This is a genomic window from Mycobacterium sp. (assembly GCF_049683935.1).
GTDB lineage: Bacteria > Actinomycetota > Actinomycetes > Mycobacteriales > Mycobacteriaceae > Mycobacterium.
In genome coordinates, this window is sequence record NZ_JBAUJR010000328.1 from 15,927 (window position 1) to 29,873 (window position 13,947).

At 66.2% G+C, this 13,947-nt stretch carries 15 protein-coding genes and 1 pseudogene; 4 read left to right on the forward strand and 12 right to left on the reverse strand.

All coding sequences use genetic code 11. The features are described from left to right. Positions 1-44: 44 nt before the first annotated feature. From WA965_RS19440 to WA965_RS19460, 5 genes are read right to left on the reverse strand one after another with little or no spacing between them, the layout of a single operon-like run. On the reverse strand, positions 45-677 hold the full coding sequence (locus WA965_RS19440; RefSeq protein WP_526300280.1) for a class I SAM-dependent DNA methyltransferase: 633 nt from the start codon (positions 675-677) through the stop codon (positions 45-47). A 6-nt stretch (positions 678-683) separates the two neighbouring features. After that, positions 684-1,124, reverse strand: a complete 441-nt coding sequence (locus WA965_RS19445; RefSeq protein ID WP_526300290.1) for a DUF5078 domain-containing protein — start codon at positions 1,122-1,124, stop codon at positions 684-686. Between the two features lie 26 nt (positions 1,125-1,150). Further along, the gene (locus WA965_RS19450; RefSeq protein ID WP_526300278.1) at positions 1,151-1,477 is read right to left on the reverse strand and encodes a DUF732 domain-containing protein; all 327 of its coding nucleotides are present in this window, start codon (positions 1,475-1,477) and stop codon (positions 1,151-1,153) included. Then, positions 1,474-4,380: an MMPL/RND family transporter gene (locus WA965_RS19455; protein WP_526300276.1), complete on the reverse strand. Its 2,907-nt coding sequence runs from the start codon at positions 4,378-4,380 to the stop codon at positions 1,474-1,476. Before WA965_RS19455 ends, WA965_RS19450 begins: the two co-directional genes overlap by 4 nt. Next, entirely contained in the window at positions 4,377-4,805 is a 429-nt protein-coding gene (locus WA965_RS19460) for an MmpS family transport accessory protein (protein ID WP_526300274.1), read from the reverse strand. The genes WA965_RS19455 and WA965_RS19460 overlap by 4 nt, the downstream gene beginning before the upstream one ends. A 292-nt stretch (positions 4,806-5,097) precedes the next feature. On the opposite strand from WA965_RS19460, the gene WA965_RS19465 reads away from it, so the two are divergent. Continuing rightward, positions 5,098-6,282 carry a cytochrome P450 gene (locus WA965_RS19465; protein WP_526300272.1) on the forward strand — a complete coding sequence of 395 codons (1,185 nt, stop codon included), beginning with the start codon at positions 5,098-5,100 and terminating at the stop codon, positions 6,280-6,282. A 7-nt stretch (positions 6,283-6,289) separates the two neighbouring features. On the opposite strand, the gene WA965_RS19470 is transcribed toward WA965_RS19465, so the two are convergent. Beyond that, the gene (locus tag WA965_RS19470; protein WP_526300270.1) at positions 6,290-6,697 is read right to left on the reverse strand and encodes an Rv0313 family protein; all 408 of its coding nucleotides are present in this window, start codon (positions 6,695-6,697) and stop codon (positions 6,290-6,292) included. A gap of 106 nt (positions 6,698-6,803) precedes the next feature. Here WA965_RS19470 and WA965_RS19475 point away from each other — a divergent pair, with 106 nt between their 5' ends. After that, positions 6,804-7,601: a nuclear transport factor 2 family protein gene (locus WA965_RS19475; RefSeq protein WP_526300268.1), complete on the forward strand. Its 798-nt coding sequence runs from the start codon at positions 6,804-6,806 to the stop codon at positions 7,599-7,601. A 99-nt stretch (positions 7,602-7,700) separates the two neighbouring features. Further along, positions 7,701-8,261 (forward strand): hypothetical protein, encoded by a 561-nt coding sequence (locus tag WA965_RS19480; RefSeq protein WP_526300267.1) that lies wholly within the window; start codon positions 7,701-7,703, stop codon positions 8,259-8,261. Here the strand turns inward: WA965_RS19480 and WA965_RS19485 are convergent. Both WA965_RS19485 and WA965_RS19490 read right to left on the reverse strand, forming a co-directional pair. Beyond that, positions 8,258-9,028 (reverse strand): SGNH/GDSL hydrolase family protein, encoded by a 771-nt coding sequence (locus tag WA965_RS19485; protein ID WP_526300265.1) that lies wholly within the window; start codon positions 9,026-9,028, stop codon positions 8,258-8,260. The two genes, WA965_RS19480 and WA965_RS19485, sit on opposite strands and share 4 nt — an antisense overlap. A gap of 10 nt (positions 9,029-9,038) precedes the next feature. Next, the gene (locus WA965_RS19490) at positions 9,039-9,851 is read right to left on the reverse strand and encodes a hypothetical protein (protein ID WP_526300263.1); all 813 of its coding nucleotides are present in this window, start codon (positions 9,849-9,851) and stop codon (positions 9,039-9,041) included. A gap of 50 nt (positions 9,852-9,901) precedes the next feature. Between WA965_RS19490 and WA965_RS19495 the strand changes: the two genes are divergently transcribed. Continuing rightward, positions 9,902-10,393 carry an NUDIX hydrolase gene (locus WA965_RS19495; protein WP_526300261.1) on the forward strand — a complete coding sequence of 164 codons (492 nt, stop codon included), beginning with the start codon at positions 9,902-9,904 and terminating at the stop codon, positions 10,391-10,393. A gap of 22 nt (positions 10,394-10,415) precedes the next feature. On the opposite strand, the pseudogene WA965_RS19500 reads toward WA965_RS19495, so the two are convergent. The 4 genes and pseudogenes from WA965_RS19500 to WA965_RS19515 form a co-directional block, all read right to left on the reverse strand. Continuing rightward, positions 10,416-10,832 (reverse strand): annotated as a pseudogene (locus tag WA965_RS19500) (nuclear transport factor 2 family protein); the annotation flags it as partial. Then, positions 10,802-11,686 (reverse strand): LLM class F420-dependent oxidoreductase, encoded by an 885-nt coding sequence (locus tag WA965_RS19505; protein ID WP_526300259.1) that lies wholly within the window; start codon positions 11,684-11,686, stop codon positions 10,802-10,804. The pseudogene WA965_RS19500 and the gene WA965_RS19505, both read right to left, overlap by 31 nt. A gap of 7 nt (positions 11,687-11,693) precedes the next feature. After that, the gene (locus tag WA965_RS19510) at positions 11,694-12,800 is read right to left on the reverse strand and encodes a PDR/VanB family oxidoreductase (RefSeq protein WP_526300257.1); all 1,107 of its coding nucleotides are present in this window, start codon (positions 12,798-12,800) and stop codon (positions 11,694-11,696) included. Next, entirely contained in the window at positions 12,800-13,699 is a 900-nt protein-coding gene (locus WA965_RS19515) for a metal-dependent hydrolase (protein ID WP_526300255.1), read from the reverse strand. Before WA965_RS19515 ends, WA965_RS19510 begins: the two co-directional genes overlap by 1 nt. Positions 13,700-13,947: the final 248 nt, after the last annotated feature.

Genomic DNA, 13,947 nt, shown 5'->3' on the forward strand with positions numbered 1-13,947 from the left:
CGGCGTTCGGCGCTCTTCTCAGCGCCGGCGGCAGATATCGGCGTTCAGTCCCTGTGACCCACGGTGATCAGGTCGGAGAGCAGGTAAGTCCAGGCCGGGCGGCGCACCCGGTGCTGGTCGTCGACGCTGAAGCCGGCGTCGGTGAACAGCACGCGCATCTCCTCCGGCGTGGGGGCGTGAGCGGGATTGAGCCGGTTGGCGGTCAGCCATCCCAACGGAAGTTGTTGACGGGGGCTGAGTGTCGCCACTGCGGCGAAACCTCCCGGCGTGAGGACCCGGTGGAACTCACGCAGCGCGGCAGGTTGGTTGAAGAAGTGAAAGGCCGATGTCGTCACCACCGCATCGAGGCTGCCGTCGTCGAACGGCAACTGCTCGGCCGGTGCGATCCGCCACTGCACCGTCGCCGACCGCGCGGCAGCTTGCGCCAGCATGCCCTCGGACAGGTCGATGCCGAAGATCTGATCGGCCTGGGCCTCCCGTGTGATGCGGTCAGCGAGAATGCCTGTGCCACAGCCGACATCGGCCACCCGACGAGATCCGTGGGCGGTCAGCAGTGCGATCATCTCATCCTGCGGCGGCCGGTACACCCACTGCTGGACGACTTCTGTGTCGTACACCGGCGCGGCGATGCTCCAGAAACGGGTGATCGCCTCGTTGAACTGTCGGCGGATGGCCAAAGTCGGCTACCAGACCCAGACCGACATGTCGTCGGGCGGGTACTGGTTGCAGATGTCGGTGGTGCGGGCGGCCACACCCTTGTTGTTGAAGAACAGCTTCGCCCAGTTCGGCCAGTTCCACGCCAACTGCTCGTAGAACGCGTTGGTCGCCGTTTCCTCCGAGTATGCGCGGCGGCCGGCGTAGTCCATCGAGTAGAACCAGTGGATCCGGTCCTGCACGGCCCGGTGAACCTCGGGTGACTTGTTGTTGTAGTCGATCATGTAGCGCTCGTAGTAGACGGGCTCGACATCCCTTGCGGCTGCCATGATCTGCTCGGCGGTACAGGTCGTCTTCAACATCCGATTGGGGATCGGGTAGTCGTCGGTCGCGTCGGCGGAGGCCACTGCGGGAAGCGCCATCGTGATCGCACCGAAGACCGCGACTGCGGCACTCGCTTTGCGCACCATTGCCGAAATCATCTCGCTCCTCTTGCTCATTGTCGCGCCACGTCCAGCAGCGGCAGCTTGTCGGGGCAGTATGTCCGCAGTCCCGCGGCCAGGAACTGCCACGCCTGTTCGGTGGTGCTGCCCTTCTGCAGGTTGGTGTGCACAAAATCAGCCGACTCGAAGGCATCGTGGTCGACGCCTCTGGTCAGGCGCTTGCACGTGATCTTGCCGATCCAGGCGTTGTAGTCCTTCTGGCCGTAGATGCCGTAGGTGTGCAACTCCTCGGCGAACGCCGTGTCTGGGTCGGCCGCGGCCGGGGCCGCGAGCGCCAATCCCATCGCCAGTGCGGCGACTCCTACCAGTGCCCGTTTCATGGACGCACTCCTTCGGACGGTTCTTCTTGCAGCCGTTCAGGTTTCGGCCACGGCGAGGGGACAGGTCGGGTGCGCACGCGTTGCGGCCACCAGAACCACGGTCCCATCAGCGCGGCGATGGACGGGGTCATGAACGCACGGATCACGAGTGTGTCGAACAACAGACCCAGGCCGATCGTCGTACCGACCTGCCCGATCACGGTCAGCTCGCTGACCGCCATCGACATCATGGTAAAGGCGAACACCAATCCGGCGGCGGTTACCACCGTGCCGCTGCCACCCATCGCGCGGATGATGCCGGTGCCGACGCCGGCATGGATCTCCTCTTTGAGCCGGGAGACCAGCAGCAGGTTGTAGTCGGCCCCCACGCCCAGCAGCACGATCACGGCCATCGCGAACACCATCCAGTGCAGTTCGATGCCGAGGATGTGCTGCCAGATCAGAATCGACAGACCGAACGAGGCGCCGAGAGAGACCACCACCGTGCCGACGATGACCGCGGCGGCGACCACTGCGCGGGTGATGATCAGCATGATGATGAAGATCAGGCACAGCGCCGAGATGCCGGCGATCAACAGGTCCCAGTTGTTGCCGTCCTGCATGTCCTTGAAGGTGGCTGCCGTTCCGCCGAGATAGACCTTGGACCCCTCCAGCGGAGTGCCCTTGATGGCCTCCTTCGCGGCAGTCTTGATCGCGTCGATCTTCTTGATCCCCTCGGGGGTCAACGGATCACCCTCGTGGGCGATGATGAACCGCACCGCGTGACCGTCAGGAGACAGGAACTGTTCCAGGCCGCGTTGGAAGTCCTTGTTCTCGAAGATCTCCGGCGGCAGATAGAACGAGTCGTCGTTCATCGAGTCGTCGAAGGCCTCGCCCATCGCGTCCGAGTCCTCGGACATCGCGGCCATCTGGTCCTGCTGACCCTTCTGGCTCTGGTACATGGTCAGCATCATCGTGCGCATGGTCTTCATCGTCGTGATCATCTCGGGCATCAACGCGACCATCTGGGGCATCAGGGTGTCCAACCGCTGCATGTCCGGCAGGATCGCCTTGATGTCGTCGGTCATCACGTTGATGCCGTCGAGGGTGTCGAACACCGATCGCATCGCCCAGCAGACCGGGATGTTGTAGCACTTGGGTTCCCAGTAGAAGTAGTTGCGGATCGGCCGGAAGAAATCATCGAAATTCGCGATGTTGTCGCGGAGTTCTTCGATGTCGACGACCATGTTCTCCATCTGAGCCACCATGCTGGAGGTGATCTCCGACATCTGGGCGGTCAGGCTCGACATCTTCTCCATCGTGGTGATGGTGTTGGCCATCTCGTCGGCCTGAACCAGCATGTCGGCCATCCGGTCCTGCATGTACTTCTCGTTGAGCCGCTGGGTGGTGCCCTGCATGCTCATCTGGAACGGGATGGAGGTGTGCTTGATCGGTTTCCCGTCGGGGCGGGTGATGGCCTGCACACGGGCGATGCCCTCGACCCGGAAGAGCGCTTTCGCGATCTTGTCGATCACCAGGAAATCGGCCGAGTTGCGCATGTCGTGGTCGCTTTCGACCATCAGCAGTTCGGGGTTCATCCGAGCCTGCGAGAAGTGGCGGTCGGCAGCGGCGTACCCCTCGTTGGCGGGCAGATCGGCCGGCAGATAATTGCGGTCGTTGTAGTTGGTCTGGTAACCGGGCAGGGCGAGCAGCCCGACCAGCGACAGCGCGATCGTCGCCACGAGGATGGGGCCGGGCCAGCGGACCACCGCAGCGCCGATCTTGCGCCAACCCCGCACCCGCATCGTGCGCTTGGGCTCCAGGATCTTGCCGAACCGGGTTACGAAACTGATCACGGCGGTCATCAGGACGACGCCGGCCATCACCACGACGAACATGCCGATCGCCAGCGGCACACCCATGGTCTGGAAGTAGGGCAGTCGGGTGAAGCTCAGGCAGAACGTGGCACCGGCGATCGTCAGACCCGAGCCGAGCACCACGTGCGCGGTGCTCTCGAACATCGTGTAGAACGCGGTCTCTTTGTCCTCGCCGTCGGCGCGGGCTTCCTGATATCGACCCGTCAGGAAGATGGCGTAGTCGGTCGCCGCGGCTATCGCGAGTGTTACCAGCAGGTTCGTCGCGAAGGTCGAGAGGCCGATGATCTCGTGGAAGCCGAGGAACGCGACCACGCCCCGGGCAGCGGTCAGCGACAGAACCACCATCACCAACGTGATGAGCACCGTGACGATGGACCGGTACACCAGCAGCAGCATGATGATGATGACGGTGAACGTCGTCGCCTCGATCAACCGCATGCTGCGGTCACCGGCGATGTGCTGGTCGGCTGCCAGCGCCGCGGGCCCGGTGACATACGCCGTCACCCCGGGTGGAGCTTCGAGGCTGTCGACGATGTTCTGCACCGAATCCACCGACTCGTTCGCCAGCGCTTCGCCCTGGTTACCGGCCAGCTTGACCTGGACGTAGGCGGCCTTGCCGTCGGTGCTCTGCGAGCCCGATGCCGTCAGCGGGTCGCTCCAGAAGTCCTGCACCGACTGCACGTGGGCGGTATCGGCCTCGAGTCGGTCGACCATGTCGTCGTACCAGGCGTGCGCCTCGTCGCCGAGGGGCTCCTCGCCCTCGAACACGATCATCACAGAGCTGTCCGAGTCGCCTTCCTCGAACAGTTCGCCGACCTTCTTCATCGAGATCATCGATGGCGCATCATCGGGGCTCATCGAGACGGCCTGCATCTGCCCGACGGTTTCCAGCTGCGGCACAACGACATTGAGTGCCACAATGAGTGCGACCCAGCCGAGGATGATGGGGACCGCAAACGTGCGGATCATTCGCGGGATGAACGGGCGGTGCGGCTTCCGGGCCGGAGGGAAGGCGTCTGTGGGGGCGTCGCTCACCGGTGTGCTCATGCGGACTTCACAAAGCAGAAGGTCTGGGCGTTCAAGCCGTCAGTGGTCCTCTCGTCCTTCAGTTCGTCGTCGACGAAGATCCGGCAGGTGATCGTTCCGCCGTCACCTTGCGCGACGATGTTCGGGGCGGCCGACGGCTCGGTGGTGCTCAGCAGCAGCGACCACGGCAACGCCGCACCGTCGACCCGCTGAGGCTTGGCGTCCAGATCGAGGTAGTTGATGTCGGCGTAGGACCCACTGCCGGAGATCTCGTAGCGGATCTCTTTCGGGTCGTACGGTTCAGGCAGGTCGGCAAAGTTGCGCGGCGTTTCGATGATGCCCTCGGAACCGAAGAACGTCCGGATCCGCGACACCGTCATCCCCGCGACCACCACCACGAATACGATGAGCAGCGGCAGCCACACCTTTTTGGCGAGCCCGATCACGAGTGTCGCCCCCGACTCTTGTCGACCAATGTCGAACCTCTGGTTCCGTATCGATGTACTGCCGAATCGTAACTTAGCCCGTATAAGTTCTCACTCAGTCCACAGATTAGCCAAGTAACTGTGTCGCTGCTAACTCCTTTATCGCCAGTGCGGGCCAGGTCACTGTCGGACTCCCGATGAGCCTTCCCTTGACCGTAGATCGAGCCCGCTGCTAGACATGGCGGCAGGTGAATGCTGAGCGACCGCCCAACACAGTGGCGGCGGCGCTCGCCGCCGGCGAGGAGCGGGCACGGTGTCGGTGTACTACGACCCCTACGACGTGACGATCACCGCAGACCCGTATCCGACATACGCCCGACTTCGCGACGAAGCACCGCTCTACTACAACGACCGGTACGGCTTCTGGGCGCTGTCGCGGCACGCCGACGTCGAGAGTGCGCTGTCGAACTGGGAAGTGTTCTCGAACAGCCGCAGTGACATCCTGGAACTGGTCACCTCGGACTTCGACATGCCCCGCGGCGTGATGATGTTCGAGGATCCGCCCGTCCACACGATGCTGCGCGGGTTGATGTCGCGGGTGTTCACACCCAGGCGGATGGCCGAGATCGAAGACCAGATCCGGCGGTACTGCGTCAACTGTCTGGATCCGCTGGTGGGCTCGGACGGATTCGACATCATCGGCGAGTTGGCCTCGATGATGCCGATGCGGGTCATCGGCATGCTGTTGGGCATCCCGGAGTCAGAACAGGTGTCGGTACGCGATGCCAACGATGCCAACCTACGGACCAGGCCGGGCGCGCCGATGAGGGTGGCCAACCCCGACAAGATCGCCGACGGCAGCATCTATGCCGACTATGTCGACTGGCGATCGGCCAACCCGTCCGACGATCTGATGACCGCGCTGCTCAACGTGGAGTTCGAGGACGAACACGGCGTCATCCGCAAGCTGACCCGCAAAGAGGTGCTGCACTACACCCAGGTGGTCGCAGGAGCGGGTAACGAGACCACCGGCCGACTGATCGGATGGCTCGCGAAAGTGCTGGCCGAACATCCGGACCAGCGTCGCGAGATCGTCGAAGACCGGTCGCTACTGCTGCGAGCCGTCGACGAGACGCTGCGATTCGAACCCACCGGACCGCACGTGGCCCGATACATGGCCGGCGACTTCGACTGCCACGGGACGACCGTCCCGGCAGGCGCGCCGATGCTGCTGTTGTTCGGGGCGGCCAACCGGGACGAGCGCCGCTACCCGCGCCCCGACACGTTCGACATCCACCGCGACAACATCAGCCACCTCACCTTCGGCAAGGGAGTGCACTACTGCCTGGGGGCGAATCTGGCACGCCTGGAGGGCCGGGTCGCCCTCGACGAACTTCTCACCCGCTGGCCGGAGTGGGACATCGAACGCGACACCGCGCGGTTGGCGCCGACGTCGACGGTTCGCGGCTGGGAGTATCTGCGGGTCCTGGTCGGCTGAAGGTGGGCTAGGAGCCGGTGCCTTCGGTCGCCTGGGGCGCATCGAGCACGCTGACCGCCATCCCGTAGGGCAGGAACCGGACCCGGCGGGCAGGGTCGGTGTTGGTCTTGTTCGCCCGCAGCGCATCCAGTTCGGTCGGATACACCTGGTCGATCTGGGCGCCACCATCCTCGTCGACGGTGTAGATGGCCCATACGCCGTCACCGGTCTCCCCGGTGGTCTCGGGCTGGGTGCGGGGCCGGGTGCCGCGGGTGAACTCGTCGAACAGCATCGACCAGCCCGCGCGTTCGCCCGAGGAGTTCACGAACCTGCCGACCCCGTCCAGCGCTTCACGCAGTCCCTCGCCCGCCTCGCGGACGACGCGGTCCAGATCCTCGGGGTCGAAGCCGAACGGTCGCCCGGAAGAATTGCTCATGGTGGTACCTCCTCAGGCCGTGCCCGCAGCACGGCGGATACCCACCAGTGTGCCTGCGTCGACAGAACTAGTCGACTGTCGCCAGCCGGAGGTGGTAGGCATCCATATGCCCACGACACGAGCGGACCTGTTGGCCACGGCGCACCGGTCGCTGGCCGCGGCCGGATCGCATGACCGGGACGGCTGGATCGGCTTGTTCACCACTGACGGTCGAGTGGAGGATCCGGTGGGTTCCCAGCCACACCGGGGTCACGTCGCCATCGGTCGCTTCTACGACACCTTCATCGGGCCGCGTTCCATCACCCACCGCCCGGACGTGGACATCGTCGTGGGCAACACCGTGATCCGCGACGTCGAGCTCGAGATCGTGATGGCCTCGACGCTGACGATGCAGGTACCCACCTACATCCGTTACGACCTGCGAACCGATCGTGACGAGCTGAGAGTCGCCGCACTGTCCGCGTACTGGGAGCTGCCGACGATGATCGGGCAGTTCGCGCGCGGCGGAATCGGTGCGGTACCTGCCGGAATCGCGCTCGGCAGAAGCATGTTCGCCAATCAGGGACTGTCCGGCAGCCTCGGATTTCTCAGCGGATTCCGGGGCGTCGGCTCCGGCGCCAAGGGATTGTTCTCGCGTTTCCTGGATCAAGCGTGCAGCGGCGACGAGATCGGTGTCCACCGATTGGCGGCCGACATCCCCATCACCCTGGGCGAAGACGAGGCGCTGACCACATCGGACCTGGTGAAGAATCTCTCCGGCGGGGCGTGGGACAAGCTCATCCAGTCAGGACGTTCGGTTGCGGCCAGGGTCGACCGCGACGGTGCTCGCAGCGTGGTCATCGCCGACTTCGCCGCCGAGCGCGTGACGATGTCCCGGATCCGGGTGTTCGGCGAAATCGCCTGAGGATGCCAGGTCAACCGCGGTGGCGCGGCGGCGACGTCGCTGCCCGATTCGGCCGCGTTGCACCGATCGGCACCGCGGGCGTGAGAACGTAGCACCACCATGGAAGCTGCTGATTACATCACCTACGAGGAATTCGGACGTCGATTCTTTGAGATCGCCGTCACCGAGGACCGGGTGGGCGGTGCGATCGCCGCGATCGCCGGCGACGCGTTCGAGATGGGTCCCATCGCCCAGGGGCCGGGCAAGATCGCCAAGGTCACGGCCAGGGTTCAAATACTCGAACCCAGGGTCAGCCGCCAGGTCGGCGAATCGATCACGTTTGCCATCCGCATCCCGCTGGAGATCGACATGGTGGTCGATCTGCGGATCGACAAACCCAGATTCATGGTGTTCGGCGAGATCTCGCTGCGCGCCACCGCCCGGGCCGCCGAACCGCTGCTGCTGATCCTCGACGTCGAGAAGCCGCGTGCCTCCGACATCGCCATCCACGTGACCTCGAAGTCGCTGCGCGGCGAGGTGGTTCGCATCGTCGGCGGCGTGGACGCCGAGATCAGGCGGTTCATCGCCGCACACGTGGCCGGCGAGATCGACAGCCCGGAATCGGTCAAGGCCAAAGTCATCGACGTCGCCGAGCAGATCGGCTCGGCCTGGGACATCTAGCCCGTCAGCGGTTGCAACACCGGCCGCCGCGGCGCGCGGTCGTTTCCCGCGGACCGGCCGCGGACATGTCGCCAGAGCCACGGCATCAGCATGTTCTGTGTCCACAGCACCTGCGAATAGGTCCGCGTCCGAAAGGAGGGAGCCGCGGCCCTCGGGTCGATCTGCGCCCAGTCGTGGCTGCTGCCCGGCAGACCGAGCGCCTCGGCGGCAGCCGCGGCGAACAGCATGTGTCCCTTCGTCGAACCGTGTACCCGGTCCACGCTCCAGGTGTCCGGCTGAGTCATCGACGGTGCCTGATGGAGGTCGACGAGGCGGAATCCGTGCCGGTCGGCACCGTCGCGGATCCGGCTGTTGATCTGTAGGACCCGTCTGGCGAGGACCCGCCCGATGGGCAGGATCCTCGCCAGGTCCGGGAACGTCGTCGTCACCACCGTGGCCCCCGAGTCGGCGAGCCGCGCATAGAGCTCGTCCAGTTGTGCCAGCGCCGCGTCGAATCCGGGGCCGGGGCGGGTCACGTCGTTCATCCCGATGCAGACAGTGATCAGATCCGCGCGCATCGCCGTCGCCCTGGGCAGCTGATCGACGAGCACATCGTGAATCTGCTTGCCGCGCACCGCAAGATTCGCATACTGCAATCCCGGCTGATGACCGTCGAGCAGCACAGCCAGCCGGTCGGCGAACCCGGCCAGTCCGGCGGCGTCGTCGCCGTCCCACAGTCCTTCGGTCTGGCTGTCGCCCAACGCGACATACCGGGAGTACCCGAGCACAGACGAGACTCTAGAGCAGCCTGCCCAGCCTGCTCAGGTTGAGTACGACACCGGACACGGTCAGCTGGGTGACGATGTCCTCCAGTCGTCTGCGCGGCAGCTCGGCACGCCACTGCGGCAGCGTCCCCGTCACCCGTACGACCCCGGGGGCGAAGGTGATACCGGTCAATTGCAGCCCGTGGGCGAACTCAGGCAGCCGCACCGGGTATGACGGGGTCCTGGCCGGGAGCTGCCAGCACGTGCGGCCGATCGTCACACCGCGCGGGGTCAGCCACAGCGTCGAGCCGTCCAACCTGGCCGCCACTTCGACGTGGCCCATCCGCGGACGGCGGGCCATCCGCAGGCGCGCCACACCGTCGGCTCCGATCTCGCCGTGGAGCCTCGGAGCCACCGAGCGGAACAGCTCGTCGAGTGAGGTCGTCGGCACGTCCAGTGTCATCTCCACCGGCGCCGCCACGAGCACTGGAGTGATGGCGGGTTTGACGTGCACGTTGTGCAACACCACCGACGCGCGATCGAACGAGCTCGTCCGCCAACGAATACCGTGGGCCACCATCGTGACGTCGTTGAGTTGACCGACCGACAGCCCCCGGACATCGAGGCGGGAGTCGAACTCCGCGACCGTCATCGTCAGGTCGCCGTCGTCGAGACGCACGGTGACCCGTCGCCCGAGAACCAGTCGGCGGATCGTCATGAACAGCGTGCGATAGGCAGTCGCGGCCCCACCGTTGACCGGTGCCATGGCCGCCGCCGACCACAGCGAGGTGAGCAGGTCGAGGGGCCGGAATGGGTCGAACCGGCGCGTGGGCCGCGGACGGGTCATGATGCCCCCATCCTTGCACGCCGACTGCGGCACCCGGTTATCGTCCACCCGTGCCCAAGCTCAGCGCCGGACTCCTGCTCTACCGCGAGACCAACGGACTCCTCGAGGTGCTCGTCGGCCATCCAGGCGGCCCGTTCTGGGCGCGCAAAGACGAGGGCGCGTGGTCGATTCCCAAAGGCGAGTACCTCGACGGGGAGGACCCGTGGACAGTGGCCCAGCGGGAATTCACCGAGGAGATCGGAAAGCCGCCGCCGGCCGGGCGGCGGATCGACTTCCCGCCGCTGCGCCAGCCCAGCGGCAAGGTCATCACGGCGTTCGCCGTTGGTGCCGACCTCGACCTGGAAGGCATGTCCAGCAACACCTTCACACTGGAATGGCCCAGAGGCTCAGGCAATCTCAGGGAATTCCCGGAGATCGACCGGGCGGCGTGGCTCGCGGTGCCGACCGCTCGGGCGAAGCTGGTGAAGGGCCAGCGCCCACTGCTCGATCGGCTCGAGGATGCGCTCGGACGCGGCGAACCGTCGGCGTCTCGATCGCATTGATCGTCAATGCGCGACCATGGAACCGCCAGCCCTTTCCCGTCCGCAGATATTCGTCGTCATACCGTAGGTGCCACACCACGTCGGTGACCGACTCAGCGGTCACCGTCCAGTGGTGAGCGATACAGGTGATGCGGCCCAGCGCATAGCCGGGATCACCACCGGCATACACCTCACCGACGATCGCGTGTTCGGTCCGACTCACCTGCGCGAGTCCCGACATCGCGGCCCGCACGCCGTCGCGGCCGTGATGCCTGAGCACCGGCTCCAGCGAGCGCGGGGGATCAGGCAGGCGCAATTCCGCTGTCTCGGTGAACAATTCGCACACATCGACGAACCGGCGATCATCGACGGCGGATGCGTACAGGTGAACAAGGTCGCTGACCGCGAGCCGGTCGGCGACCTCGAGGCTCACGGTGTCAGCCCGAGTCGATCGGCACACGCCGACAGCATGTCGCGGACTTCGTCGATGTCGGTGGTGGCGGGCAGCGTAGGCAGCGCCAGCACGATCCGGTCCGCACCGGTGGCGGTGAGCCTGGCCGCCCGCTCGGGGTTGATCTTGTCCACCTGATGCCCCAAGGAGACCTCCAGTGCCGCGCTGTCGCGTCCGAGCCTGGTCGCCTCGTCGCGCATGACCGCGATCAGTTCGCCGAGGCGGTCCGCACCCACACCGAGCGGCTGGAAGCCGTCGCCGTAACGGCCCGCCCGCAGCGCCGCCGCGCGACTGTGACCACCGATGTGAACAGGCAAGTGCGCAAGCGGTTTCGGACGGCACACCACATCGTCGAAGGAGAAGAACTCACCGCGATGGGTCACGCCCTGCGCCGGGCCGTCCCACAGCATCCTCATCACCTGCAGTTGCTCGTCGGTCCGGCGGCCACGGCTGCCGAAATCGGAACCGCACGCCTCGACCTCCTCCCTGAGCCAACCAACGCCGACACACAACCGCAGGCGCCCGCCGGAGAGCACATCGACGGTGGCGGCCCTTTTCGCCATCACCACCGGATGGTGGTTGGGCAACACCAGTACCCCGGTGGCCAAACCCAGCCGATCCGTGCGGCCGGCCAGAAACGCCAGCAGGTCAACAGGATCGGGAACCGGACAATCCGCCGGCAGGTCGACCCGACCGGACTCGTCGTAGGGGTAGACGCTGTCGTAGCGCGAGACCATCACGGTGTGCTCCGCGACAACGATCGACTCGAACCCGCAGGCTTCCAGATGCTGCGCGAACAGTGTCATCCAGCGCGGGTCGGCGGTGAGCCCTGCGCCCACCGGTGCGAAGACGGCGTATTTCATGGCTGCGCTACAGATCCAGAGTCAGACCGGATTGAGCCGGAGCCCGCGACACGCAGGTCAGCATCATTCCTGCGGTGCGTTCGGGGTCGGTCAGCAAGGTGTCGCGGTGCTCGACTTCGCCGGCGAGCACCCGGGTTCGGCAGGTGCCGCAGAATCCCTGCTGGCAGGAGTACGGGGCGGAAACCCCGGCCCGGCGCAGCGCGCCGAGCAGTGTCTCCTCGGCGCCGACGTCGACCGTCTCGCCGGTGGATGCCACGGTGGCCCGGAACGGCCGTCCGTCGACGACCGGCGCTGCCGCGAACCGTTCGAAGTGCAGTTCGACATCGTCGCGGCCGACCAGCGCCGCCCTGATCGCGGTCAGCATCGGCGCAGGCCCGCACGCGTACACCGCGGTGCCGTCGGGGCAATCGCCGAGCAGGTCAGCCGCCGTGGGTACGCTGTCGGTGTCGTCGGTCCTGATGGTGATGTTCGCGCCGAATGCGGCCACTTCGTCGACGAACGGCAGGCTGTCGCGGCTACGGCCGGCGTAGACCATCGACCACTCGACCCCGAGTCGACGAGCCAGGCCCAGCATCGGCAGGATCGGCGTGATGCCGATACCGCCGGCGATGAAGTGGCACCGTCGCGACGGCGAACCGTAGCCGGGCACCGTGAGCGGGAACGCATTTCGCGGGCCGTGGGTGTGCACCGTGGCGCCCTGCCGCAGGGCGTCGTGCACCTCCACCGATCCGCCGCCGCCGCCGGGAATCCGCCGCACCGCGATGCGGTACCGCTCTCGCGATGCAGGGTCCCCGCACAGCGAGTACTGCCTCACCAAACCGCTGGGCAGGTGGAGGTCGAGGTGGGCGCCCGGGTACCACCTGGGCAGCGGCGTGCCGTCCGCGGATGCGAGGGTCAGCTCGATCACGTCTTGGTCGTGGGCCACCACACGTCGTCGCTCCACCCGCAGCGGGAAGGTCGCGACGCCGCTACCCGGTGGCCGGATCCGGCGTACCGCCGCAGTGGCAGCCCAGATTCCCGAGAGCGCCGCCTCCGCCAGGCTCAAGGTCGGGTCGTGACGAACCCGGCCGAATGCGCTGGGCGGAGCGTTGCGATACGCCTCGAGCAGCCTCATCACAGATGGGCGGCGCGGGCCGCGGGGGAGGCCGCGAGGTACGCGACGGCCTGAGCGGTGGAGCCCAGCTCGTCCGGCGAATAGCCGGGGCGGAAGTACGCCAACGTGTTGGAGCCGAAGAGCTTTCGGTAGCGGGGCAGCAGTCCGAGTTTCGAGTCGCGCATCCGCATCCGGTTGAATGTCCACCAGTTGGCGTCGACACTCGGGTCGGTCTTGACCAGGTACCACGCGGCACGCTGGAAGAAGATGCACAGCATCACCGCGGCCGTTGCCATGGCGCGAACGCGGCTGAGATAGCTGCTGTCGAAATATGTGGCGACGTCGTGGGCGACGCTGCGGTGTTCGACCTCTTCGCTGCCATGCCAACGGAACAGGTCCACCAGAGTCGGGTCCGCATCGTGATCGTCCCAGGTGCAGTTGAGCGCGAAGTCGCCCATCACCGCGGTGTAGTGCTCGATCGCGGCGATCAGCCACAGCCGGTCACAGAGGTGAGTCATCCGGCGGGCCGGGTCGGTGGTGTCCGGTGGAGCGAGGACGCCGCTGAACAGGTGCTCGACCTGATCGAGGAGCGGCGCAGGGTCGACGCCGCGGTCGACCATGTAGCCGCGCAGCGCCTGATCGTGCACATCGGCGTGGGTGGCCTCCTGGCCGATGAAGCCGCGGATGTCCTCGGCCAGCTTGGGGTCTTTGACGAGCGGCAACGCTTCGTTGAACGTCTCGACGAACCAGCGCTCGCCGGCCGGGAGCACGATGTTGAGCACGCTGACGACGTGGGAGGCCACCGGGTGCCCGGGAATCCAGTGCAGCGGGCTCTCGGCCAGGTCGAAGTGCACCTTGCGGGCCTGGATCTGCACCGGACCGGGGTCTATCTCGTCATCGAATCGGCGGGGTCGCAGCATCGCGCGGGCTCCTGTTCGTCGTCGCTCTTTCGGGAGTTTACGACGGGCAGGGTCGGTAGGTGGGAACGCGGGTCCCAGATAGCTGTCCCAGCCGGCGGGTCAGCCGATCGGTTGTCCGGGGATCGCGGGACCGCCCTGGATCTGCGGGGGAGCGCCGGCCACGGGGCCTCCTGCCCCGGGAGCACCGGCGATCGGCACCAGCGGCGTCGGGGTCACCGTCGTGACGCCGTTGGCGCCGACGGTGGGAC